Origin of the sequence: Streptomyces sp. NBC_00328 (assembly GCF_036139655.1) — a bacterium.
Taxonomy (GTDB): Bacteria; Actinomycetota; Actinomycetes; order Streptomycetales; family Streptomycetaceae; genus Streptomyces.
Genome location: NZ_CP108013.1, coordinates 730,987 through 753,562 on the forward strand (window position 1 = coordinate 730,987; position 22,576 = coordinate 753,562).

The window sequence follows — 22,576 nt, forward strand, 5'->3', positions numbered from 1 at the left end:
TCGACCTCCGGCACAGCACCACCGCTCGTCCCCTCGGATTCAACTCACCGGCCGTGGAAACCCGTTCCTCGCAACCCACCTCCACTCCCTCGTACGCACACGACCGGCCGAGCCTCGGCGGTACCGCCCCGCAGCACCTCGTGAGACTCGACCGGTCCGGTCTACGGCATCGCCGGAACAGGAGCACGCCCATGCGCCTTTACGCCCAGACCCCAGCACGTCGGAGCCGGCAGGTGATCGCCGACCTGATCGCCGTGACACTGATCGCTGCCGCGGTGAAGTTCGCCCTGGTGGTGCACCACGCGATCATGCTGCTGGCCGAGCCGGGGCGAAAGGCCCAGAGCGCGGGCGACAGCCTCGCGAGCGGTCTCGACGACGCCGGCGACGCGGCGTCGAAGGTGCCGCTCGTCGGGAGCTCACTGAAGAAGCCGCTCAGGTCGGCCGCCGACGCCGCCACCGGTCTCTCCGACGCCGGACAGTCGCTGGAGGACCTGGTGGGCCGTGTGGCCCTGCTGGCCGCGATCGCCCTGATCGTCCTCTCGGTGGCCTTCGTCCTGGTGCTGTGGCTTCCGCCGCGCCTGCGCTGGATCCGGCGCAGCGCCACCACCCGCCGTCTCCTGGACGCTCCCGGAGGCGCCGACCTGCTCGCGCTGCGCGCCCTGACCGGACCGCAGCGCGCCCTGACGGCGGTCCCCAGCCCGCCGGGCGGCCTCGCCGACGCCTGGCGACGCGGAGACCAGCAGGTCATCGCCGACCTGTCGACCCTGACACTCCGGCAGGCGGGCCTGCGGCCGTGAGCAGGTGGGCCTGTGGCCGTGAGCAGGTGTCGGGCACACCTCAAGTAGCGCGGTCGGGACTGGTCGTGAGGGTTCCTGAGGCGGAACCCGCTGTTCGAGAGTGGCGGGACCGGCTGGACCCGGCCGTCCCGTCGGGTATGCCGGCCCATGTCACCGTGCTCTTCCCCTTTCTCCCCGAGAGTCGTATCGACTGCGACACCTTGGCCGCCATCGACGCCGTCATCGGGCGTCACAGCCCCTTCGAGGCCCGGTTCGAGCGGTTCGGGCGGTTTCCCGGGATTCTGTATCTCGCCCCTGAACCGGCCACCCCATTTCGCGCGCTCACCGAGGCCATCGTGGACAGGTGGCCCGAAACCCCGCCTTTCGGCGGGGAGTTCGCCGAGATCGTGCCGCATCTGACCATCACCCAGGGGCAGGACGACACCGTCCTGGACGAGGCCGAGGCCGACCTCCGCGGCCGGCTCCCCGTCGTCTCCCCCGTGGCGTCGGTCGATCTCCTGGTCCACGACGGATCGCGGTGGCGGCAGCGGGCGTCGTTCGCGCTCCGGGGATCCAGGTAGCAATCCACTGATCGGGGACGTAAGGGCCGGGCCCGGAGAGAACACCGTCGGCTCGCAGCAGCCGGCGGTGGCTCGAAGCAACCCGGCTCCGGAGAGCATCAGGGGGTCAGTTGCTTGTGCATGACGATGCACGGGCGGCCGTACTGGCGGTCGGTGCGACGGTCGACCTCCTGCCATCCCAGGGAACTCCAGAAGGCCAGAGAGGTGGGGGTGTTCTCCAGGACCGCCAGCCTGATGCCGGCCCTGCCCTCGCGCCGATAGCGTTCTTCCACCAGGTCTGCCAGGCGCCTTCCGATCCGTTGCCGGTGAAGGCTCCCGTGCACCAACAGCAGTCCGATCCACGGGTGTCCGTCGGTGGGATGACGGTCGAGCAGACACAGCAGACCGACGATCCGGTGCCCCTCGTCACGGGCGAGCAGGACCTCGCAGCCCTCGGTACCCGCCTCTTCCCGCAGATCCGCCCCGACCCTGTCGGCCGGAATGTGCTCGGGGTCGTACTCGCCTGCGGCGCGGCAGTACTCCGGATTGCTCGCGTAGAGGCCGACCACCTCGGCGATCTCCTCCGGGGAGAAGCGGAGCGGTGTGAGTGACAGGTATGACATCCAGGCAGGCTAACCAGCCGCGCCGGCCCCCGAGAAGCATGGCCCTCGACGGCGGGGCGAACCACCCGGGCCTCCGCGAATCGCTCGTACGGCCGGAGCGGCTGGTGCGGCTGGTGCGGCAGGAGCAACTCGTACAGCGGGAGCGGCCTCGTTCCCAGGCCATGGATCCGTCCGGCCATGAGTCCTGGGCGGCTGTTACGCGGACACGGCCTCGCTGTCGGCGAGCAGGGAACGCAGCCGCGCGGTGTCAGGTGTGTCGGCCACGGCCGCGTCGAGAGCGTCGTCCAGGCCCTTCTCCCAGTGCTCCGGCAGGGCGAGTCCGGGCTGTCCCGACCAGCCGGTGTCGGGAACCGCGTGACCGTTCCGCACGAGATGCAGATGGACCATGCCGGCGAGCCCGTCGAAGATCCTCGGCCGGATGAAGTTCCGGGCCGACGGCCCGGTCAGCCGGGCCGCCTGGGGCGGCTTGGGCCTGCGATCGGCGACCTCCATCCACAGGAGTCCGCGGTCGAACGCGCCCAGCACCTCGTCGAGGCCGGGCAGAGCGGTTTCCTCCGGCTGACCGGCCGGGCCGCCCTGACGGACGGGTGCCGCCGCGTCCGCCGTCGGGGCCGAGGCGCGCAGCGCCCTGGCCACGGCGACCCGCAACGGCCGCGACCAGTCCTCGGCGTCGGCGACAGCGCGCGCCAGGGAACGGTGAGACCGGCGAGCAGGGGCAGGCCCAGGATCATGCGGCGCCGTCCGGGCAACAGCCCGAGCAGGCGGCTCTGTTCGCCGACCCCCGCGTTCACCGCGTCAACCAGGTACAGCTCGTCCGGCGGCCGCTCCCCCGCCACCTCGGCGGCGGCCCTGACCTGTGCCCACAGCTCCGGCTGGTCGTCCGGGCCGACGGCGACGCCGTGGTCCGCCGGTCCGAAGCGTCCGGCGCCGCTCGGTGCGGCGGCTCCGACTCGGTGCGGCGGCTCGGGCTCGGTGCGCCGGTGCGCGTCGGCGGTGGCGTGACGCGGGTCACATGCGCTCGTGTCACAAGAAGGCGGGCTGCCTCGTCTCGGGGGTGTGACCACTCACGAACAGAAGGGGCCCACGATGGACGCACGACTGAACTACTTCGCCAGCCCGACCGCGGGCAAGGCTCTCAAGTACCTGATGTCGGCCGGGAAAGTGCTCAAGGACTCGGCTTTGCCGTCCACGACGCAGGAACTGGTGTCACTGCGGGTGAGCCAGATCAACGGATGCGCCGTCTGCGTCGACATGCACACCAAGGAGGCCGCCGTCGCCGGCGAGACCTCGGTACGGCTGAACCTGGTCGCGGCCTGGCGGGAGGCCACGGTCTTCACCGAGGCCGAGCGGGCCGCGCTGGAACTGGCGGAAGAAGGCACCCGCGTCGCGGACGCGGCCCAGGGGGTCAGCGACGAGGTGTGGGCGCACGCCGTCAAGCACTACGACGAGGAGCAGCTCACGGCCCTGGTGATGCTGGTTTCCTTCATGAACACGGCAAACCGGCTGAACATCATCACGCGCCAGCCAGCCGGCGACTACGAGCCTGGACAGTTCCACTGAGCGAGACCGGCGACCGGGCGGGGCAGGATGGATGGAAAGGGAGACCGGTGTGAACAAGGCCGAGGAGTTCGAAGAGCTGCGAGCGCTGCTGTTCTCGATCGCCTACCGGATTCTGGGCAGCGTGAGCGAGGCCGAGGACGCGGTCCAGGAGACCTGGCTCCGCTTCGACCGTTCCACGACCCTGCCCAACTCGGCCAAGGCCTTTCTGTCGGCCACGGTCACGCGGGTGTCGATCGACGTGCTGCGCTCCGCGCGCGTGCGGCGGGAGCAGTACGCGGGTCCGTGGCTGCCCGAGCCGCTGCTGAGTGATCCGTACCAGGATCCGGAGCGCTCCGCGGAGCTGGCCGACTCCGTCTCGATGGCGGCCTTGCTGTTGCTGGAACGGCTCAGCCCGCTGGAGCGGTCGGTGTTCGTGCTGCGGGAGGTGTTCGCCTTCGGGTTCGACGAGATCGCCACGGCGGTGGGACGTTCGGAGGCGGCGTGCCGGCAGTTGCTGGTACGGGCACGCCGGCACATGAAGGCCGGCCGGCCACGGTTCGCGGCGGACCGCAAGGAGCGGCAGGAACTCGCGGAGCGTTTCTTCGACGCTTTGAAGGACGGCGATGTGGACGCCCTGCGGAGCCTGCTGGCGGCCGACGTACAGATGGTCGGTGACGGCGGGGGCAATGCCCCGAATCTGGCCCGGGCCGTCGTCGGTGCGGAGAACGTGGCCCGGCTCCTGGCCTCCGTCTTCCCCGTGCTCGCCCGGATCAACGTGACGTTCGAGCCGCACGAGGTCAACGGCCAGCCCGGTGCGGTCTTCCGCGCTCCCGACGGCAAGATCCTGCACACCCTGGCCCTCGACGTGCTCGACGGGCGGATCCAGGCCATCCGCTCGGTACTCAACCCGGACAAGCTCGGTCACCTGGGTCCGGTCGCCGACGCCTGGGCCGTCCAACGCGAGGTGAAACAGGCCCGCCGCCGGATGAACTGACGCGCGTCGGTCCGTCCGACGGGGCGGGCCGCTACCGGAACTCAGCCGAGCCGTACGAGGAACCCGTGGCCGACGCGGCGCAGTTCCTCGTCCTTCCCGACCGCCGTAGAACCAGCCACCCCGGGGCCCCTCTTGCGTCCAGGGCCGCGGCGGGCGCACGCCGGAGGACGGCGTCGGTTGAGGCGAAAACGATTCGCTCCGGCCGGAGGGCGCCGGTTACCCTGCGCGACGTGAACGACCCCCGCGCATCCCGCCACCCCTCATGAGCCTGGCCCGCACCCTGATCGACGTCCGGCCACTGCGTACGTCCCCGGTCTTCAGGCGCCTGCTGATCGGCCGGACCGTGTCCGTGCTGGGCAGCTTCATGACCATGGTCACCGTCATGTTCCAGGTCTGGGACATGACGCACAGCACGGTCTGGACCGGCGCGGTGGGGCTGGCACAGGCGCTGCCCATGGTGGTGTTCGGGCTGTTCGCCGGTTCCTGGGCGGACCGTGGCGACCGCCGGCGGATCTACCTGTACGCCACCGTCGGCCAGGCGGCCGTCTCCCTGTTGCTCGCGGTGCAGGGCTTCACCGGACATGTTCCGGTGGCGGGTGTGCTCGCCCTGGTGGCCGCGCAGTCCTGCTGCTCGGCGGTCGGCGGTCCCGCGGCGGGCGTGTTCGTGCCGAGGCTGCTGCCGAAGGAGCAGGTGGCGGCCGGGCTGGCACTCCAGCAGATCACCGGTCAGGCCATGATGCTCGTCGGTCCGGCACTCGGCGGCATCCTGCTCGGCTGGGCCGGCATCGGACCCTGCTACCTCGTCGACAGCCTGTCCTTCGGGCTCTCCTTCTACGGCGCGTTCGGGCTGCCGGCTCTGCCGCCCGCCGGTGAGCCGTCCCGGGCCGGGCTGCACGGGGTGATGGACGGCCTCCGCTTCCTGGCCGGACACCGGGCGGTCCGCGGCGCCCTGATCACCGACCTCGCCGCCACCGTGCTCTCGATGCCGACGAGCCTGTTCCCGCTGGTCAACGCCGAACGATTCGGCGGCAGTCCGCGCACGCTCGGCCTGTTCCTGTCCGTGCTCGCCGTCGGCGGCATCTCCGCGTCCGCCCTGTCCGGGACGATCACACGACTGGGGCGTCCCGGGCCGGTGATGCTGTGCGGGGCGGGACTGTGGGGCGTGTCCCTCGCGGCCTTCGGCCTGGTGCGTGATCCCTGGGCCGGGCTCGTGCTCCTGGCCCTCGCCGGGGCCGGTGACGCCGTCTCGGTGATCTCACGCAGCACGATCGTCCAGACCCACACCCCGGACGCCCTGCTGGGCCGGGTGACGGCGGCCGAGCAGATCGTCGGCAAGGCCGGCCCCGACCTCGGCAACCTGCGCGGCGGCGTCGTCGCGAGCTGGACCTCGGGGGCGACCGCCCTGGTCAGCGGCGGTCTCCTCTGTCTGTTCGCGGTCCTCTGGGTCGGCGCGAGGACCCCGGAACTGCGGGGCGGATCCGTGTCCGGGCCCGGTGCCGGCATCACGCCGCTCAAGCCCGCGGAGGTCCCCGTACCGGACGGATCATGAGCGGCTTCTCTCCGTGGTGCCGAGTGGTGCTCCGTGTCACCCGACCGCCTTGTCGGCCGGCGGGAACGCGACGCCGGTCGGCGTGTTGAGGCCGGAGGCGGGAAGCGTGACCTGATCACCGCCGGTCTCCGCGACCCGTACCACCCGGTTGTTGAGACCATCGGCCACATAGAGGCCGCCGCGGCCGTCCAGGGCGAGGCCCAGCGGATCGCTCAGTCCGGTCGTGGGCACCGTGCTCTGCGTACCACTGCCCGCGGACACCTTCACGACGCGATTGTTGCCGCTGTCCGAGATGTAGAGGTCACCGGCGGCGTTCAGGGCGAGTCCGGTCGGCTGGGACAGGCCGACCGCGGGGACCGTGGTCTGGCCGCTGCCGTCCGCGGCGACCTTCACCACCCGGTCGTTGACGAAGTCCGAGATGTACAGGTCCCCGCCCGCGCCGAGTGCCAGACCCCAGGGGTGGAGCAGCCCCGTGGTGGGGACGGTGGTCTGCCCGCCGCCGTCGGCGGGAACCTTCACCACACGGTCGTTGAAGCTGTCGGCGATGTAGAGCGTGCCGTGGACGTCGACGGCGAGGCCCAGCGGGCGCGACAGGCCGACGGTGGGGACGGTCGACTGCTCCCCGCCCTTCGCCACCACTTTCACCACCCTGTTGTTGCCCGTGTCGGCGACATAGAGATCGCGGGCGGCGTCCCACGCCAGACCGGTCGGACGTACGACACCGTCGAGGGGGACCGTCGACGGGCTGTCGCCGATCGCCGGCAGCCTCACCACCCGGTTGTTGCCGTAGTCGGACACGAACAGCGGCGCTCTCGCCGGGGAGGGACCGTTCTCCTGCGCCGCGCCCGCCGGTCCGGTGGGCAGGGCGCACAGCACGAGAACTCCCGTGACGGCCCCCAGTCGCCGGGCCCACCCCGCACGGCCCCGAGCCGGTGACGTCGTGCGCGTTCGTACCTGCGTGGTCCTGTGCCTCACGGTTCGCCCATCTGTTCTCGACGGTCGGCGCGTCGCCGTACCGTCCGCGGAAACGATCGCCGCCGCTCAGGCGCGAGGGCGCGCCGGACGACAGCCGCGCCGCCGATGCGACGAGTGACCGTCCGACGGCAGAACGCCGTCATCGGGCCGAGCGGCGGCCGGGACGGCGGCATGACCGATGCCTTCCCCCATCACGCGGCGCATCCCACCGCTGTCGCCCGCTCGGCCGACCGCCGAGGTGCGAAGAACTACCGTGCGCCTGCGCGACGGGCGCCGGGAGAGGCACTTAAATACCGGAACGTGACTACCGAACCCCAGCGTTTCACCGTCCTGCTGGTCCCCGAGTACGTCGTGAACAAGGACGCCGTCTCCGTCCAGGAGTCCGCTGTGCGATCGGCGGCCGTCGAGGCGACCGGCGAGACGGGGGAAACGGGCTACCCGCGCTACGCGGGCGACGGAATCGTGGCCGACATCGACCCTCGTTCGCGCACGGTCGAGGCGATTCTGGTCGACGGCTCGGAGCTGGACTACGGACTCAACGCCATCGTGTCCACCTGATCCGGCCCTCACTGCCCAGCCATGGACCACTTATTGTCACTGAGACGAAATAACGGGCGCGGCGATGAATTCTCGGCGGTCGACCGGTCGTCATCAGGAAGAGGCCGGAAGAGGGAAGAAGGACGAGGAAGGGAGTTCCGCCATGCCGACACAGGAACCCGCCAAAGAGCCCGCCACCGAGCTCGACGCCCGCTACAGCTCCGCGCTCCGTCCCCGCCCGGGTGCCGCGGACGTCACGGCCACCGAGTGGGCCGAGGCCCGGCGGGCGATGGAGGCCGCCGAGATCTTCTGGGTGTCGACCGTGCGGCCCGACGGCCGGCTGCACGTCACCCCGGTGATCGCCGCCTGGCACGACGGGGTGTTGTACTTCTCCACCGGCCCGGGGGAGCAGAAGGCGAAGAACCTCGCCCACAACGGGCACTGCGCGCTGACCACCGGCGGGAACTCGCTCACCGAAGGGCTCGACCTCGTGATCGAGGGCGAGGCGGTACCGGTTGCCGATCCGGCCGTTCTGGAAGAGGTGATCGCGGCGTACGAGACGAAATACGGGCCGCACATCACCTCCCCTCAGGGCACCTTCCACGGGATCGGGAACGCGTTCAGAAAGGGAGACGCCGTGGTGTACGGGGTGGCTCCGGCCACCGCGTACGGGTTCGGTCGCGACGACGGGGTCTACACCCACACACGGTGGGCGTTCTGAGCGCACACCCGGTGGGCGTTCCGAGCGGTCTTCCGAGCGACGCGGTCCTCATGACGCCGCGGGCGCGGGCCGGAACCTCTCCGTCCGCCGGGCGGAGCCACCCTGATCAGCCGGCCTGGTGGGCGATCTGGTCGTCCAAAGCGGCGCAGAGCCAGTCGTGGATGGCGCCGGGGGTCGGTTCGGGTGAGGTGGTGATCTCGGCGGTGAGATTCCAGTAGTGGTCGATACGGGGGTCCGCGGCGAGCATCCCGCTGAGTCCGCGGCGGAATGCGGGCGTGTCCCGCGTGTCACGGGAGCGGGCGTAGGCGGAGACGAAACAGTCGAGTGCCTCGCCCGTTCGCGGTGACCGCTCCGCTCGTACCTGCGGCGACGCCAGCGCGTACGCCTCGACGAGGCCGTCGTAGAGCACCGCCGGACGTCCGCCGTCGGGCCGGTGTGCCGCCGGCTGCCCGTTGTCCGTGCCGGGGCAAGGGGCGGTGACGAAGGCGTGCAGCCGGGTGAAGGCCAGCACCTGGGCCGGTGTCGGGCCTTCGGGAAGCCGCGGAACGGAGTGTTCGACGATCGCGGAGACGAGCCGGGCCGGGAGCCGCGGAGGCAGCCAGCGCCGCCAGAAGCGTGCCAGCGGCGCGGTGCTGGGCGGGACGGACACGGAACCGATCAGCCGCAGACGAGTGGCACGTTCCTCGGGGGCGCAGTCCTGGAGCAGTTGGAGCGCCGCCTCCTGCCAGCGCAGGGCGGTCAGCCGCGAGCCGATCTGCCGCAGCTGTCCCGCGACGACGTCCTCCAGCGTGTCGTCCCGGTCGAGGATCCGCTCCACTTCGGGAACCGGCAGGTCGAGGGTGCGCAGGGAACGGATCAGGTGCAGCCGGTCGAGGGCCTCCGGGCCGTAGCGGCGGTGGCCGCCGGAGCTGCGGGCTCCTTCGGGCAGGAGGCCCCGGTCCGAGTAGAAGCGGACGGTCTTGACGGTGACGCCGGCGCGTTCGGCGAGCTCTCCGATGCTCCACATGCTGTCGGGGGACACGGACTTGAACCTCCCTCAGGGGGAGTTCCTACCGTACCGGCGAGCGCGGAGCACCGGTACGCCCGGCCCCGCGGACCCCAGTACGAGGAGACGGTGATGACGACTTTCATTCTGGTGGCGGGTGCCCACACCGGCGGCTGGATCTGGCAGGAAGTGGCCGCCCGGCTAAGGGAGTCGGGGGCACGGGTCTGTCCGGTGACGCTCACCGGCATGGGCGCCGACGGCCCTGCGGCGGGCCCCGGTACGGACCTGGAGACGCACATCGACGATCTGCTGCGGCTGATCGACGAGTTGGACGCGCCGGAAGTGGTCCTGGTCGGTCACTGCTACGGCATCTACCCGGTGCTCGGCGCAGCCGACCGGCGTCCCGAGCGGATCGCCCGGATCGTCCACCTGGACGCCGGCATGCCCCAACACGGCGACCAGGCCCTGACCTTGGTGCCGGACGAGGCCGTACGCGAGCGGCTGTCGCGGCGCACCGGTGCGGACGGGGACGACCGGCTGATCCCTCCGCCACCGCTCGAGGCGTGGCAGCGCTGGGGCAGCGTCGCCGGGATCCCGTCGAGCGCCCTGACCCGGTTGACGGCGAACGCCGTACCGCAGCCGGTGGGCACGCTCACCCAGCCGCTCCGTCTGACGGGAGCGGTCTCCGCTCTGCCGTCGACCGGGGTGCTGTGCACCGGCAACGGTTCGAGCATCGCGATGGTCGAGGGCTTGGTGGCGTTGGGGGATCCCCGGCTCCGGGCCCTCACCGAGCCCCGGGTGACCTTCTTCGAACTCGACACCGGGCACTGGCCGATGCTCTCCCGAGCCGACGACGTGGCCGGGACGCTGCTCCGGGCCGCCGCGGGGGAAGGCCACCGGGTGACGGCCGCGGTGAGCGAACAGCCGGCTCACCTGCGCCCGTTCCTGCTGGACGTACCGGAGCGGCGCCGCGAGCGGATCGGACGGGTCGATCTCCATTTCCCCGGCGACCTGTCCGACGCCCTCCCCGAGGGACTTCCTGACGAACTCCAGGCTGACCTTCCCGACGGCCTCCGCCATGGCAACCTCCCCAATGGCCTCCACGCGGACCTTCCTGACGGCCTCTCGGAAGCCGAAGGCCCATGGCCGGCGGTCGTGTTCGTCCATGGCGGTCCGGTGCACCCCGACGTGCGGCCGACTCCGCGGGACTGGCCGGGCTTCGTCGGCTACGCCCGCCTCATGGCGGGTCTGGGAGCGGTCGGCGTCACGCTGGACCACCGGCTGCACGATCTGGCCGACTACGGACGGGCCGCCGAGGACATCGCCGAAGCGGTCGACCTCGTACGGGCCGATCCCCGTGTCGACGCGGACCGCGTGGCGCTGTGGTTCTTCTCCGCCGGCGGGCTGCTGTCGGCGGACTGGCTGGCGGCGCCCCCGCCCTGGCTGCGGTGTGTGGCGGCGACCTATCCGGTCCTCGCGCCGATGCCGAACTGGGGGCGCGTCGATTCCCGGTTCCGGCCCGCGGTCGCCCTACGAAGCACGGAACGGCTGCCGGTCGTGCTGACCCGGGTGGAACTGGAGCGCGCCGAGATCGCGGCGACGGTCGAGGAGTTCCTGGCCGCCGCCAAGGAGTGTGACGCCGATGTCGAGGTGATCGACGTACCCCGTGGCCGCCACGGTTTCGAGACGACCGACCACTCCGGGCAGGCCCGCCACGCCGTGGAGCGCGCGGCACGGTCCGTATGGGGACATCTGCGAGGTTGACCGATCGCCGCTTGCGCCGGGGCGGGCGCGGCTGGAGGGCTGGTCCATCAAGGCTGTGTCTGCTCCGCGAGTGCTCGGGTGAACGGGGTGACGGGGCGCTCCAGGCCTTCGCCGTCCACGGTGATGTCGACCACCTCGTTGTAGAAGGCCAGGAGGTCTTTGATCGCGCCCACCGCCGGCAGCGGATCCGGGTAGGTCCAGACGATGTTCGCCGGGACGGTGGCGCCGCCCCGCCACGACCAGTAGTCGGCCGTGCCCTTGTAGGGACAGCCGGTGTGGTGGTCGGTGGGGACGAGGCGTTCGAGGCGGACGTCCCCGCGCGGGATGTAGAACCGCGTGGGCAGCCCCGTTTCGAAGAGCAGGACCGGGCGGACGGTGTCGGCGACGAGCGTGCCGTCGATCTCGACCCGCACATGACGGCCGCTCGCGATGGCGTCCACCCGTTTGTGCGGGTCGCGCGGGTGGATGAAGATCTCTTCCTCCTCCTCGTACCAGTGGTCCAGGCCCCGGCCGACGCGGCCGAACCACTCGAAGGCGATGTGTCCGGCCAGGTCGGAGGCGGCGAACGTCCAGGCCGCGTTCGCCTGGAGCTCGCCGTCGAGCTCCAGGTCGTAGAAGATCCGCGATCCGGTGTGCGTGCCCGTCGCGGGGTTCTTCGCGGGGCGGAGCAGGTCCTCGCGGACCTCCTCGCGCGGGAAGGCGTACAGCGGCACCGGTACTCCCGGCTCCCACACGAGGACGGGGTGCCTGCTGTCCACGACGGTCACCTCGCCGCGTCGGCCGCGCACCCAGCGTGCGCTGGGTTCCCACAGGAGACCCTCCGGGGTGGTCCGGACGGCTCGTGCGGTGGGGAATGTGGTCATGACCGGCCCTCCTCGTGATCGCTCACGCCGCGGCTTCGGCTTCCGTTTCCACACTGACACGCTTCGGCGCCGGAGTCTCAGCCGAAACCGCGGCCGAGGCCGTCCGGGGCAGCCGGGCCGGCTGGACCCGTTGGGTGCGGGGCGTGGACGGGGCCTGCGGCGGGAGCCCCTCTCTGCCCCCGGGAAATACGGAAAACTTAACAACCCGGGCGCAGCCGGATAGTCTCGCGTGGACGTCGACTCATCATCTTTTCAAGCGCCTTGGAGAACGCTCGGTGGCAGCGGATGCTTGTGCCCAACTGGCCGGAACGCCGACGCACATCAGCCGGTCGGCCTGCTGTCGAGAGCCCCTCTCCGACGCTCTCGACGCCAACGGCCCCGCGCATGGCACCGCCGTCTCTCCGCATGCCGGCGTCCGCCCGCTGGACGTGCCCGGCCCGATGTCCGCGGACCTGCCTCGCTGTTTCGCCGGGCTCTTCGCCGGGTTCCCGGACGTGGGGACCACGCGGTCCGACGTGGCGGGCCTCACGGGCCGGCCGAGGTGATGTACGGGCCGGGACACCGTCGACACGATCGGCCGGGCACCGTCGTCGGGCCCGTCGGCAACAGCCTTGTACAGCCCGGAACCAGGGACGAGCGCGGGGGGAACGGTGCGTAGGAAAAGGGAGATGCGCAGGCTTGCCGACGTGCTCATCGACTCTGTCCGGGTGACGCCCCCGGCGGACGCCGATGCGTTGTTCGCCGCGCTGGTCGCGTCGGTCAACCAGTGGCGGGGGCGCGAAGTCGTCGTCCACAAGGCGACTTTCCCGCCGCACACGGCGACGGGGCTCTGGCTCGAACGCGACACACATGACGACGTCATCATCGAAGAGCGCACGGCCGTATGGCACCAGATCGTGATCTTCGGCCATGAGGTGTGGCACATGAGCCAAGGAGAGGCAGCGCCGCCACACCACCTGGACGTGTCCCACGATGCCCAGCAGACCGCCGCCCGCACCGACTTCAGCCTACGGGCCGAGCAGGAGGCGGATCGGTTCGGCATGCTGCTCGGACGGCGTCTCCGGGCGCTTCTGGAAGCCTCGGACCACTCCGTCCTCGCGTCCGGGTCGAACAGCGCCGACGATCTCGCCAGTCGCATCGGGGCCGCCCTGAACTATCGCGGAACACGACGATGAGCGGACTGATCAACTACGTGAGCTGTGGCGTGCTGTGGCTGGGCCTGACCGTGCGGGCCCCCGATCTCGTACGCCACTGGCGCGACCCCATTCTGCGCACCGTCTGCGCGGTGATGGCGCTGGCCGGCCTGTGCTTCCTGCTCGGCGCGCCACCCACGGTGGGGGCGATCAACCGGGTCAGCGGAATCCCGAATCTCGCCGCGCCGCTGACCTACGCCTCCATCACCGCCTACAGCGCCATGTCACTAGTTCTGATCATCTTCTGGAAGGGCGGACCGGACGTCCGCAGGATCGCCCGCCTCCTGATGGGCGCCTACTGCGTCGTACTCGTTCTCGTCGCCGTGCTGTTCGCGCTCGGGGACGCGCCCACGGAACGTCGCACCGATTTCGACACCTACTACGCGATGACTCCTTTCATCGCCGAGATGATCGTGCTGTATCTGCTCGCTCATCTGGCCGCCGTGGTGACCACCGCGCTGTGGTCACTGCGCTGGGCCCGCGAGGTCCACGGCCGGCTCCGCACGGGGCTGCTGACCATGGGGGCGGGCACGGTGGTCGGCGCCGGGTACAGCGTCTCCAAGCTCACCGCCGTCGTCGCCCGCTGGTGCGGGCCCGACTGGTCGGCCCTCGGAACGGAGGTCTCGCCCGGACTGGCGGGCCTCAGCGCCCTTCTGACCGTCACGGGAATCCTCATCCCCTGGGCCGGGCCCAGCCTGACAGCCTGGCTGCACTCCTGGCGCGCGTACGTAGGCCTGGCACCGCTCGAACGCGAACTGGACGGTGTACTCGCTCACCGCAACCTACGGCTGCCACGCCCACGACCGTCCTCCCCGGCCACCCTGCTCATGTGGCGCCAGACCAGCATCCACAACGCGCTGAGCTACCTCGACGCGCTGTTCGACCGGGATCTGTACGAGCGGACGCATGACGCCACCCTGCTCGCGACGGGAGACAGAGAGCGGGCCCAGGCAGCCGGCTGGGCCGCGATCATCGCCGCGGCCGTACGGATGGAGCGCAGCGGGCAGCAGGCTCCCGGTTCACCGGGCGGCTCCGGCCCGACGCTCCCGGCGCCGGATGCCTCGGCTCTCGTACGTATCGCCGAGGCTCTGACCACGTCCGGCAGCCTCCCGGACACCCCCGTACTCCCCGGTCCGAGCGCCAGGGGTGCCGTATGAGGCACACGCCGACAGCTCCGGCGCAGCCATCCATCGCGCGGGCCGCTGAACGGAGTTCTCACCCATGAGCCTTGTCGTGTACCTCGCCGCGTTACTCCTGGCCTTATCGGCCGTCCTGCTGTTCCGCCGGCCGCGTGCCGCGCTGCGCAATCCGCTGACGGCCTCGACGTGCGCCGCGGTCTCCATCGGTGCTCTGTGCTTCACGTGCTCCGCACCCGTCACCCTGGCCGCCGTCAACCGGCTGACGGGCGTTCCCAACTTCGGCGCACCGCTGACGTACAGCATGATCTCCGCGTACAGCTGCTCCTTGATCATTCTGCTGATCCAGTGGAGGGGCGGCCCGCCCGAACTGGTCAGGCGCAGCACCCGCCAGGCCGTCACCGTCTTCGGTCTGCTCATCATCGCCGTCATCGTCCTGTTCACGCTGGCGGACCCGCGTACCGAGCGGCTCAACGACCTCGACACCTACTACGCCAACACGCCGTACATGCGCGAGATGATCGTGCTGTACCTGATCGGGCACGGTGCCTGCATCGCGGTGATGAGCGCCGTGTGCCTCAAGTGGATGCGTGAGGTGACAGGCCCCCTCCGTACGGGACTTCGCCTCATACTCGTCGGCCTGCTGCTGGACCTCGCGGGCTTCGAGATCGCGAAGATCACCGCTGTCGTGGCCCGCTGGCTCGGCCACGACCTGGACTTTCTCTCCACCAGCGTCGCGCCGCCCGTGGTCTCCCTCGGTGCTCTGTTCTCTTCCGCCGGCTTCACGATCCCGCGGCTCCTGCCGCCGGCCATCACCCACTGGCGCAGCCTGAACGACTACCGCCGGCTGACACCGCTGTGGACGGAAGTGCAGCGGGCGGCGACCGCGCCGAAACCGTCGCCCTCCTGGTGGGAACTTCCCTACGCGCGACTCCAGTGGCTGGAGGTTTCCATCCACGACGCGCTCCTTGCCCTGGCCCCCCTCTTCGACGACCGGGTACGCCGGATCTCGCTGGCGACAGCGCTCGACGAGGGCAACACCCCCAGCCAGGCCCGCGTGATAGCGGAGGCGGCCATGCTCGCCGACGCCGCGCGGCAGGCGGCCGCCCCGGCCGGCCGCCGCTTCAACGAACCCAGCACCTACCGCCTGCACGCCACCGGTGCCGTCGTCACAACGGGACTTGTGGAACTCGCCCAGGCACTGGGGCAATCACCCGTCGTCGCCGCAGCCCGTCGGGGATCGGTGACCGCGTCCCATGACTGAGATCAAGGAGCACCATGAGTAGAGCTGTCGTGATCGGAGCCGGACTGGGCGGTGTCATGGCGGCGGCGGCGCTGTCCCCCGCCGTCGACGAGGTGATCGTGCTCGACCGCGACGAGCTGCCCGACGGGCCGGAACACCGCAAAGGGCTTCCCCAGGGACGTCACGCGCACCTTTTGATGCCCGGCGGCCTGGACGCCATGGAAGAGCTGATACCGAAGATCAGCATCAGAGAGCATCTCCTCGCCGCGGGCGCCCGCGAGATATCACTGAGCTCGGGCATGCTGGCCCTGAGCCCGGAGGGCTGGTTCCATCGTTGGCGCCACAACAGCCACAACATGATCACCTCCAGCCGGGCGCTGCTGGACTGGGCCGTACGAAGCGCAGTCGTGGACAACACCGGCAACGTCGAGGTCCGCACCACCCATGTGGTCGACCTGACCGGTGACGCCCGGCGCGTCCGCGGCGTCCGCGTCGGCACCGCCGCGAACCCGGAGGTGCTCGACGCCGACATCGTCGTCGACGCGAGCGGACGCGGTTCCCGCATCCTGACCTGGCTGACCACCCTGGGCATCACCGGCATCGACGAGATACGGGTCGACGCCGGCCTCGTCAACGCCACCCGTATCTACCGCACCCCGCCGGGCGCCGAGAACTTCCCCCTGACCATGGTGCAGGCCAACCCCTATCTGGGCGAGCCCGGGCGCAGCGCGGTGATCGTCCCGATCGAGGGCAACCGCTGGATGGTGAGCCTCGGAGGCACCAGGGGCGGAGAACCCCCGGCCGATCCCGACGGGTTCCTGCGCTACACGCTCGACCTCCCTCACCCCATCGTGGGCCGGCTCCTGTCCGGAGCGGAACCGCTCACGGACGTCTTCGTCAGTCACAGCACCAGCAACTCCCGTCGCTACGTGGAGAAGGCGCGTGACTGGCCGGACGGCCTCGTCGTCCTCGGCGACGCACTCGCCACTCTCAACCCGGCCTACGGACAGGGCATGTCGGTGGCCGCACTGGGCGCCCAGGTCCTCAGCCGGCACCTGGCACAGGCCGACCTGAGCACCCCCGGTCTCAGCCACAGGGTCCAGCGCGCCGCGGCCGCCGTCGTCGAAACGGCGTGGGGCATCGCGGTCAGCCAGGACTCGATGTACCCCGGGGTCCGCGGCGGTGAGCGGACGGCTGTCGACCGCATCGCCGGCCGGTACACGCGCCGCCTCACCAGGGCGGCCACCGGTTCCTACGTCGCCGCGTCCGCCCTGTGGGACGTCACCGGTCTCAAGGCCGGACCCGCCCGCCTGCTGCGCCCGAGAACCGTTCTGGCGGCACTCAGCGGTCCTTCGCTGCCGCCGCTGTCCGAGCCGCCTCTCACCCCACGTGAGCGTGAGCTCCTCGACTCCCTCGATTCCACGTCCGGGGAAGGAGCCTCGTCCCCCACACCGGCGTGAGGGCGGGGTCCCGTATCTCGGCGGACGCCGGAAACCCTCCCTGGCTGGACGCCGGGCCGGTGTCGGCCGGCACACCAGCCCGGCACCAGTCGACGCCGGCCGGCCCAGTCGGCGCTTGCCCGAGTGCTGTCACCTGGACAGAAAACCCGGGCGATAGTGTGATCATCATGGCTGACTGGGATCTTCGTCCGGCCTCGCTTCGAGACGTCGAGGCGGTGGTCGAGTTGCGCGCCGTGGTGATGCGGGCGGATCTGGAGCGGCTCGGACGCTACGACCCGCACCGCGTGCGCCAGCGGCTGCGGGACGGATTCGACCCTGCCCACACCTGGGTGATCGAGGTCGCCGGCGCGTTCGCCGGGTCCGTGGCCCTGCGGCCGGCGGAGGACTGCCGGTGGTTCGAGCACTTCTACCTGGCGCCCCGTCTCCAGGGCCGCGGTATCGGCTCGGGCGTACTGAGCGAGCTGCTGGAGCGGTGTGATCGCCTCGGTGTCCCGGTCCGGCTGAACGTGCTGCAGGGCAGTCCGGCCCGGCGGCTGTACGAGCGGTACGGGTTCACTGCGGAGGCCGAGGATCCGGTGGACGTGTTCATGATGCGGCAGCCCCTGCCGGTGAGCGAGCCCGGCCGACAGGCGCCGGAACGGTTGCCTGACACGGTTGCCTGACACGGTTGCCTGACCTTCTGGGGCGCCTTCTGGGGCGTCCTGCCCTGGGCCGTCCGGCAGGAGGACCTGCCTTTCGGCTCCCCCTCAGTGGGGCCGACCGGCCCTATTCGGTCCCGGCGTGGGGAGGGACGATGGCTGGATGTCGCAGGAAGACACGTTTCACGAACTCGACCGGCAGGAGTGCCTTCGCCTCCTGGTGAAGGTCCCGGTCGGCCGCGTGGTGTACACCCGGCAGGCGCTGCCCGCGGTCCTGCCGGTCAACTTCTGTCTGGACACGGACGACTCCGTTCTGCTGCGCACCTCGTCGGACTCGGAACTCGTCCGCGCGATCGACGGCGTCGTGGTCGCCTTCGAGGCGGACGAGTTCGACGCAGAGACCCGGTCCGGCTGGAGCGTGGTCGTCACCGGACGGGCCATAGTCGTGACCGACCCCACCGAGCACGAACGGCTGTCGCAGGTCGGCCCGACCTCCTGGATGCCGTTGCGGGGCACGGTGTTCGTGCGGATCGAATCGGAGATGGTCAACGGACGTGAGCTCAGGGGACACGCGTGACGCGGTGATCGCCGAACCGGACCCGCCGGACGGTTGACCTGCCTGCCGGTCGGCTGATGGCTTCAGGCGCCGTAGTGTTCCGGTTTCGGGGTGCGGGACAGCAGGACCGCGGCGGCGTCTTCCACGGTGGCCTCACCGTCGATCACGGCGGCGACGACTTCGGTGATCGGCATCTCGGCCCCGTGGGCCCGCGCCAGGTCCAGGATGGCCCGGCAGGACTTCACGCCCTCCGCGGTCTGGTTCGTCGCCTTGGTGGCCTCCTCGACACTCATGCCCTGCCCAAGGTGCTCGCCGAAGGTGCGGTTGCGGGACAGGGGCGAGGAGCAGGTGGCCATGAGGTCACCGGCCCCGGCGAGCCCGGAGAAGGTGAGCGGGTCGGCGCCCATCGCAGCGCCGAGCCGGGCGGTCTCCGCGAGGCCGCGGGTGATCAGCAGAGCGCGGGAGTTGTCGCCCAGGCCGAGACCGGCGGCAAGCCCGACGGCGAGGGCGATGACGTTCTTGGTCGCGCCGCCGAGCTCGCAGCCCGTCACGTCGGTGGCCGTGTACGGGCGGAAGTAGGGAGTGTGGCAGGCCTTTTGGACCGCGGCGGCCGCGGTTTCGTCGGGGCAGGCGATGACGGAGGCGGCCGGCTGCCCGCCGGCGATCTCCCGGGACAGGTTCGGCCCGGACAGCACGGCGATCCGCTGGCGCGAAATGCCCGTCACCTCGTGGATCAGCTCGGACATGCGCAGTCCGGAGTGCGTCTCGATGCCCTTCATCAGGCTGACGACGACCGCATCCGGGGCGATGTGGGGGGCCCAGGCGGCGAGGTTGTCCCGTAGCGTCTGCGCGGGGATCGACAGAACCACGTATGCGGCGGTGTCGAGGGCCTCGGCCGCGCTCGTCGTCGCCCGGAGGCGGGGCGGCAGGAGGACACCCGGCAGGTAGGACGGATTCTGATGCCGCACGTTGATCGCCTCGGCGACCTCGGCCCGCCGGGCGTGGGCCACGACGTCGTTGCCGGCGTCGGCGAAGACCTTCGCCATGGTCGTTCCCCACGATCCCGCGGAGAGCACCGCAACCCGGGCCACCCGACACACCCCATCCACGTCCTGAGTCCTGAGTCCTGACCCCGGTGAGCCTATCCGGCATTGCCGCGGTCACCTCTTTCCTCGCACCGGCAGTGAGGCCTCCCGCGGGAGCAATGTCCCTCTACTGCCCCACCCGCGTCGCGGTCGCTCGTCCGTCCGTCCGTCATGACCGGATCGGGCTTTCACGGCGATGAACTGGGAATCATAGCGAGGTGCCCCATTCTCATGTCCCACCTCTCGCAGTCGACGGTCGTGGCAATTTCCTGGTCTCCTTCGCACGCGGGACCGAAGACGCGCCACCGTGTGACGCGCCGCTGCCGGCGGCGTTGGTCGCCATCTGGCACGCCGACCGTGTCCTCATGGTCTTCGACCGATTCCGCCAGGCGTGGGAACTGCCCGGCGGCCGCATAGAGGAAGGCGAAACCCTTCGGCAGGCGGCCGCGCGCGAGTTGCTGGAGGAGAGCGGCCAGGTACCCGACGGCCCGTTACGGTTCATCGGCTACGCAGGCTTCGTACTCGCACCCGACCAACGAGCCGAGTACCTGGCGTTGTTCACAGGCCGCACCACCGATGTTCGGGACTTCCAGGCCACCGAAGAGATCGCTGGCATCCGTTGGTGGAACCTCCGGGATGTCCTCCCGGGACGTGTTCAATCCCTGGACACCTATCTCGCCCGACTCACGAGAAAGTCGGGCTCTGCTCCCTCCGACGATCCACCGTGCCGTTAGAACTCGAGCCGAGGTTCCGGTTCCCACGAGCCGGCCCGAGGAGCATGGGGTGTCGGGGGTGGTGGGCCAGGGGGCGACGTCGCGGCCACAGTGCCGCGGCCGCGACTCAGAGGTGGCCGTCCAGGAACCTCCGTACCTCGGCGATGGTCATAGGCCCCGTTCCTTGCGCCACCGCCTCGCCCTCCTTCAGCAGGACGTAGGACGGGGCTCCGGTGACCCCGTATCGCTCGGTTGCCGACGGACAGCGCGTGATGTCGGTGCGGACTGCCGTCAGGCGACCCGCGTATTCGTCGGCGACAGCACCCACGACGAGGTCCATCGCCCGGCAGGGCTCGATCGCCTTGGGCCATGTCCCGGTGAAGTAGGCGAGGACCGGGGCTTTGCTCATCCCGAGGATGAAATCGAACTCCGCGTCCTCACGGGGTTGGTGAACCCGCTTCGCCATGGAAGCTCCTGACTTCGCGTTCCGTCATTCCGTCCCCATCATCCCCCGGTGTCGCGGGCCCGTCGTCAGCGCGGTGCATCGGTCGGCAGCCTCCTGGGCCGGGGGCGTCTCCAGCGGGACGGCTGTCAGGATCTGGTCACGGACAGCAAGCGCCAGCACCCGCCGGAGCGCATCCGCGCGGGTCGGCCGTGCGCGGAGTGGGCGGTGCTCGACCGGGGGACAGCGCACGCCGCTCCGGGCACTGGTCAGGGTGTCGGAGGTATTCGCCGTCTACCGCGGCGAGAAGTCCGCGCACGGCAGGGTCCCACACGGTCGCACATGTGATCGCCCGTCATGGTGCGTACTGCTGGGAGGACTTCGAGTACGGGCGAGGTTCGGACCGCGAGCCACACCGGCGAACTCTCGTACCACGCCTGCGACCTGATGGGGCTGCGCCTGGAGGTTGCCGACGGGCTCCCGGCAGCACTCGACCGGATCCGAAGTTCCCGCGGTCGCCTCCGGGGGAAGCAGGTCGCGGGCGGCGATGGCTTCGTCCAGGAGTTCTCCGGCTTCGTGTGGAGGCCCGGTGTCGGCGAGCCGGTGCGAGACCCCCGCGAACCAGATCACCAGCCCGGCCCATCCGACGACCGTCAAGATGAGTACGAGGACTCAGGCCGTGGCGTCGTCCAGGAGCGAGGATTGGGATCAACGCCGTCCAGACCGGGAGACCTTTCGTGCTCAGCCGCACCGCCGACTTGCTGGTGCCCGCGTTCGGGCATCTGTCGGTGACCACCGACGCATCCGCCGAGCTTGAGCCCGGCAGCATCATCGCCGCCAATCACACCTCGCTCGCGGACCCCGTCATCGTGGTCGCCGCTCTGTACCGTCTTGGCATCGAACCGGTCATCATGGCGGCAGCAGGCCTGTGGCGTATCCCCCTGCTTGGCCGCACCCTCGTCCGCGAAGGACACATCCCCGTGCACCGGGGCGGCCCGCGGGCCGCGGCCTCCCTCGATCTGGCCGCGGAAGCCGTCCAGCAGGGGCGCCATCTCCTCATCTACGCCGAAGGAGGTCTGCCCCGCCGCAAGGACTCCGCGGAGGGTGCCCCCGGCGAGTTCCGCAGCGGCTTGGCCCGGCTCGCCGAGTACACCGGCGCTCGTGTCATACCCGTAGGCCAGGCCGGCGCCCGGCGGATGGTCTCAGGCGGTGTGATCAAGCAGCTCGCCGGTCTGGCCACGGCACCGGTGCGCCGTCCTCGGCTGCATGTCCACGTGGGCACGCCGCTGGTCCTGTCCGGCGACCAAGCCGAGCGCACGGCAGGTGCCCGAGCCGCGGTGACCGCAGCCTGGCGGACAGCCGCCGCGCACCTGGGCGAGCCGGCCACGCTCGCCGCATAGCGGGCAGCCGACCACGAGGGCATCCCACGCCGACTCATTGACCACTCGCACCGGCGGTCCTTCATCGTCGGTGCTGCCGCACCCCGTGACGGAGACGGCGGCGATACCCAGGGCGGCCAGCAGCGAAATGGGCGGTCGCTTCCTGTTCCACCGCAACGCGGCGTTGGGACCGCCGGGGCCTCTACACCGTGCGGGCCCGGGCCCGTTCACGGGAGAGTCAAGGCCGCGAAGGGCCGCAGGTTCCCCTCAGCCACCTACGATGTGGGCATGTCATCGCCTGGGGTCGCTCCGGAAGACCGCCGCGGGGAAACGAGGTCGACCGGCCTGGTGCCCGCACGAGCGGATCGGATCATCAGGGCACTGTCGTGGGCGTGGGCGTCTGCGCCCCTCATCATGTTCGCCCCGGCGATCGCGCATTCGATGGGGTTGCCGGACGTGCGACGAGGGATCGGCTGGGTGTTCGGCCTGACGGGGCTGTTCGCCTTCGCCCTCGCGCCGGCAGCGGGATTCGTGGTGGCTCGGGTCAGCAACCGGCGACGGGCATGCGGGCGATTCCTGGTCATGGCCGCGGTGTCCACTCTGCCGATTCTCTTCCTCGTTGTCATCGGAGTGCTGTTCCCCGAGTGCCCGGACGGATACCACTGCTGAGGGCTGCCTCGTAACCGCTGGCCGCAGGCGGGATCGTCTTGGGGTGCCTGCCGATCAGCGTGAGGTCCTCGATCTGCCGGGGATCCCCCGGTTCCAGGACGTGCATCAGTGCCCCGCTCTCCCCGTGCGTCAATGTGCTCCGCGCGGCGGCGGCATTGCCGGTTCGAACAGCACGC

At 70.7% G+C, this 22,576-nt stretch carries 24 protein-coding genes; 17 read left to right on the top strand and 7 right to left on the bottom strand.

What is annotated here, in order from left to right; translation table 11 throughout:
• Window positions 1-191 precede the first annotated feature (191 nt).
• Window positions 192-797 carry a hypothetical protein gene (locus tag OG485_RS03035; protein ID WP_328664184.1) on the top strand — a complete coding sequence of 202 codons (606 nt, stop codon included), beginning with the start codon at window positions 192-194 and terminating at the stop codon, window positions 795-797.
• Between the two features lie 65 nt (window positions 798-862).
• Entirely contained in the window at window positions 863-1,357 is a 495-nt protein-coding gene (locus tag OG485_RS03040; protein ID WP_328664186.1) for a 2'-5' RNA ligase family protein, read from the top strand.
• Window positions 1,358-1,455: 98 nt separating this feature from the next.
• On the opposite strand, the gene OG485_RS03045 is transcribed toward OG485_RS03040, so the two are convergent.
• Together OG485_RS03045 and OG485_RS03050 are read right to left on the bottom strand one after the other, a co-directional pair.
• Complete coding sequence (locus tag OG485_RS03045; protein ID WP_328664189.1) at window positions 1,456-1,959, bottom strand: GNAT family N-acetyltransferase; 504 nt, start codon at window positions 1,957-1,959, stop codon at window positions 1,456-1,458.
• A 195-nt stretch (window positions 1,960-2,154) separates the two neighbouring features.
• A complete protein-coding gene (locus tag OG485_RS03050) occupies window positions 2,155-2,607 on the bottom strand; it encodes a hypothetical protein (RefSeq protein WP_328664191.1) in 453 nt (150 codons plus the stop codon).
• 438 nt (window positions 2,608-3,045) lie between these two features.
• On the opposite strand from OG485_RS03050, the gene OG485_RS03055 reads away from it, so the two are divergent.
• The 3 genes from OG485_RS03055 to OG485_RS03065 all read left to right on the top strand — a co-directional run bounded on the left by OG485_RS03055 (window position 3,046) and on the right by OG485_RS03065 (window position 6,041).
• On the top strand, window positions 3,046-3,519 hold the full coding sequence (locus tag OG485_RS03055) for a carboxymuconolactone decarboxylase family protein (protein ID WP_328664192.1): 474 nt from the start codon (window positions 3,046-3,048) through the stop codon (window positions 3,517-3,519).
• A gap of 49 nt (window positions 3,520-3,568) precedes the next feature.
• Window positions 3,569-4,492, top strand: coding sequence for an RNA polymerase sigma-70 factor (locus OG485_RS03060; protein WP_328664194.1), 924 nt, complete (start codon window positions 3,569-3,571; stop codon window positions 4,490-4,492).
• Between the two features lie 262 nt (window positions 4,493-4,754).
• Complete coding sequence (locus OG485_RS03065; protein ID WP_328664196.1) at window positions 4,755-6,041, top strand: MFS transporter; 1,287 nt, start codon at window positions 4,755-4,757, stop codon at window positions 6,039-6,041.
• Between the two features lie 36 nt (window positions 6,042-6,077).
• On the opposite strand, the gene OG485_RS03070 is transcribed toward OG485_RS03065, so the two are convergent.
• A complete protein-coding gene (locus OG485_RS03070) occupies window positions 6,078-6,917 on the bottom strand; it encodes a virginiamycin B lyase family protein (RefSeq protein WP_328664198.1) in 840 nt (279 codons plus the stop codon).
• A gap of 399 nt (window positions 6,918-7,316) precedes the next feature.
• On the opposite strand from OG485_RS03070, the gene OG485_RS03075 reads away from it, so the two are divergent.
• Both OG485_RS03075 and OG485_RS03080 read left to right on the top strand, forming a co-directional pair.
• Window positions 7,317-7,574, top strand: a complete 258-nt coding sequence (locus OG485_RS03075; RefSeq protein ID WP_328664200.1) for a hypothetical protein — start codon at window positions 7,317-7,319, stop codon at window positions 7,572-7,574.
• A gap of 142 nt (window positions 7,575-7,716) precedes the next feature.
• Window positions 7,717-8,274 carry a pyridoxamine 5'-phosphate oxidase family protein gene (locus OG485_RS03080; RefSeq protein ID WP_328664202.1) on the top strand — a complete coding sequence of 186 codons (558 nt, stop codon included), beginning with the start codon at window positions 7,717-7,719 and terminating at the stop codon, window positions 8,272-8,274.
• Window positions 8,275-8,380: 106 nt separating this feature from the next.
• On the opposite strand, the gene OG485_RS03085 is transcribed toward OG485_RS03080, so the two are convergent.
• Window positions 8,381-9,295 carry a helix-turn-helix domain-containing protein gene (locus OG485_RS03085; RefSeq protein ID WP_443048647.1) on the bottom strand — a complete coding sequence of 305 codons (915 nt, stop codon included), beginning with the start codon at window positions 9,293-9,295 and terminating at the stop codon, window positions 8,381-8,383.
• Between the two features lie 96 nt (window positions 9,296-9,391).
• Here OG485_RS03085 and OG485_RS03090 point away from each other — a divergent pair, with 96 nt between their 5' ends.
• Entirely contained in the window at window positions 9,392-11,023 is a 1,632-nt protein-coding gene (locus OG485_RS03090; protein WP_328664204.1) for an alpha/beta fold hydrolase, read from the top strand.
• 47 nt (window positions 11,024-11,070) lie between these two features.
• Here the strand turns inward: OG485_RS03090 and OG485_RS03095 are convergent, their stop codons facing one another.
• Window positions 11,071-11,886, bottom strand: coding sequence for a DUF427 domain-containing protein (locus OG485_RS03095; protein ID WP_328664206.1), 816 nt, complete (start codon window positions 11,884-11,886; stop codon window positions 11,071-11,073).
• Between the two features lie 668 nt (window positions 11,887-12,554).
• Here OG485_RS03095 and OG485_RS03100 point away from each other — a divergent pair.
• The 6 genes from OG485_RS03100 (at window position 12,555) to OG485_RS03125 (ending at window position 18,133) form a co-directional block, all read left to right on the top strand.
• Window positions 12,555-13,061, top strand: a complete 507-nt coding sequence (locus tag OG485_RS03100) for a toxin (RefSeq protein WP_328664209.1) — start codon at window positions 12,555-12,557, stop codon at window positions 13,059-13,061.
• Window positions 13,058-14,236, top strand: coding sequence for an MAB_1171c family putative transporter (locus OG485_RS03105; protein WP_328664211.1), 1,179 nt, complete (start codon window positions 13,058-13,060; stop codon window positions 14,234-14,236). Before OG485_RS03100 ends, OG485_RS03105 begins: the two co-directional genes overlap by 4 nt.
• A 64-nt stretch (window positions 14,237-14,300) precedes the next feature.
• Window positions 14,301-15,479 carry an MAB_1171c family putative transporter gene (locus tag OG485_RS03110; RefSeq protein WP_328664212.1) on the top strand — a complete coding sequence of 393 codons (1,179 nt, stop codon included), beginning with the start codon at window positions 14,301-14,303 and terminating at the stop codon, window positions 15,477-15,479.
• Window positions 15,480-15,493: 14 nt separating this feature from the next.
• The gene (locus OG485_RS03115; protein WP_328664215.1) at window positions 15,494-16,918 is read left to right on the top strand and encodes an NAD(P)/FAD-dependent oxidoreductase; all 1,425 of its coding nucleotides are present in this window, start codon (window positions 15,494-15,496) and stop codon (window positions 16,916-16,918) included.
• Between the two features lie 167 nt (window positions 16,919-17,085).
• The gene (locus tag OG485_RS03120) at window positions 17,086-17,580 is read left to right on the top strand and encodes a GNAT family N-acetyltransferase (protein WP_328664217.1); all 495 of its coding nucleotides are present in this window, start codon (window positions 17,086-17,088) and stop codon (window positions 17,578-17,580) included.
• A 139-nt stretch (window positions 17,581-17,719) separates the two neighbouring features.
• A complete protein-coding gene (locus tag OG485_RS03125) occupies window positions 17,720-18,133 on the top strand; it encodes a pyridoxamine 5'-phosphate oxidase family protein (RefSeq protein WP_328664219.1) in 414 nt (137 codons plus the stop codon).
• A gap of 62 nt (window positions 18,134-18,195) precedes the next feature.
• On the opposite strand, the gene OG485_RS03130 is transcribed toward OG485_RS03125, so the two are convergent.
• Complete coding sequence (locus OG485_RS03130) at window positions 18,196-19,212, bottom strand: NAD(P)H-dependent glycerol-3-phosphate dehydrogenase (RefSeq protein WP_328674226.1); 1,017 nt, start codon at window positions 19,210-19,212, stop codon at window positions 18,196-18,198.
• A gap of 203 nt (window positions 19,213-19,415) precedes the next feature.
• On the opposite strand from OG485_RS03130, the gene OG485_RS03135 reads away from it, so the two are divergent.
• A complete protein-coding gene (locus OG485_RS03135; RefSeq protein WP_328664220.1) occupies window positions 19,416-19,931 on the top strand; it encodes an NUDIX hydrolase in 516 nt (171 codons plus the stop codon).
• A gap of 106 nt (window positions 19,932-20,037) precedes the next feature.
• Here the strand turns inward: OG485_RS03135 and OG485_RS03140 are convergent, their stop codons facing one another.
• Entirely contained in the window at window positions 20,038-20,376 is a 339-nt protein-coding gene (locus tag OG485_RS03140) for a thioredoxin family protein (protein ID WP_328664222.1), read from the bottom strand.
• 713 nt (window positions 20,377-21,089) lie between these two features.
• On the opposite strand from OG485_RS03140, the gene OG485_RS03145 reads away from it, so the two are divergent.
• Complete coding sequence (locus tag OG485_RS03145; RefSeq protein WP_328664224.1) at window positions 21,090-21,752, top strand: lysophospholipid acyltransferase family protein; 663 nt, start codon at window positions 21,090-21,092, stop codon at window positions 21,750-21,752.
• Window positions 21,753-22,145: 393 nt separating this feature from the next.
• Complete coding sequence (locus OG485_RS03150; RefSeq protein ID WP_328664227.1) at window positions 22,146-22,400, top strand: hypothetical protein; 255 nt, start codon at window positions 22,146-22,148, stop codon at window positions 22,398-22,400.
• The last annotated feature ends 176 nt before the right edge of the window (window positions 22,401-22,576 follow it).

Coding starts and splice junctions, on each gene's coding strand:
- OG485_RS03045 (WP_328664189.1), bottom strand. CDS start 1,959: ATGTCATACCTGTCACTCACACCGCTCCGCTTCTCCCCGGAGGAGATC.
- OG485_RS03115 (WP_328664215.1), top strand. CDS start 15,494: ATGAGTAGAGCTGTCGTGATCGGAGCCGGACTGGGCGGTGTCATGGCG.
- OG485_RS03110 (WP_328664212.1), top strand. CDS start 14,301: ATGAGCCTTGTCGTGTACCTCGCCGCGTTACTCCTGGCCTTATCGGCC.
- OG485_RS03100 (WP_328664209.1), top strand. CDS start 12,555: ATGCGCAGGCTTGCCGACGTGCTCATCGACTCTGTCCGGGTGACGCCC.
- OG485_RS03055 (WP_328664192.1), top strand. CDS start 3,046: ATGGACGCACGACTGAACTACTTCGCCAGCCCGACCGCGGGCAAGGCT.
- OG485_RS03150 (WP_328664227.1), top strand. CDS start 22,146: ATGTTCGCCCCGGCGATCGCGCATTCGATGGGGTTGCCGGACGTGCGA.
- OG485_RS03035 (WP_328664184.1), top strand. CDS start 192: ATGCGCCTTTACGCCCAGACCCCAGCACGTCGGAGCCGGCAGGTGATC.
- OG485_RS03105 (WP_328664211.1), top strand. CDS start 13,058: ATGAGCGGACTGATCAACTACGTGAGCTGTGGCGTGCTGTGGCTGGGC.
- OG485_RS03065 (WP_328664196.1), top strand. CDS start 4,755: ATGAGCCTGGCCCGCACCCTGATCGACGTCCGGCCACTGCGTACGTCC.
- OG485_RS03095 (WP_328664206.1), bottom strand. CDS start 11,886: ATGACCACATTCCCCACCGCACGAGCCGTCCGGACCACCCCGGAGGGT.
- OG485_RS03090 (WP_328664204.1), top strand. CDS start 9,392: ATGACGACTTTCATTCTGGTGGCGGGTGCCCACACCGGCGGCTGGATC.
- OG485_RS03080 (WP_328664202.1), top strand. CDS start 7,717: ATGCCGACACAGGAACCCGCCAAAGAGCCCGCCACCGAGCTCGACGCC.
- OG485_RS03120 (WP_328664217.1), top strand. CDS start 17,086: ATGGCTGACTGGGATCTTCGTCCGGCCTCGCTTCGAGACGTCGAGGCG.
- OG485_RS03125 (WP_328664219.1), top strand. CDS start 17,720: ATGTCGCAGGAAGACACGTTTCACGAACTCGACCGGCAGGAGTGCCTT.
- OG485_RS03140 (WP_328664222.1), bottom strand. CDS start 20,376: ATGGCGAAGCGGGTTCACCAACCCCGTGAGGACGCGGAGTTCGATTTC.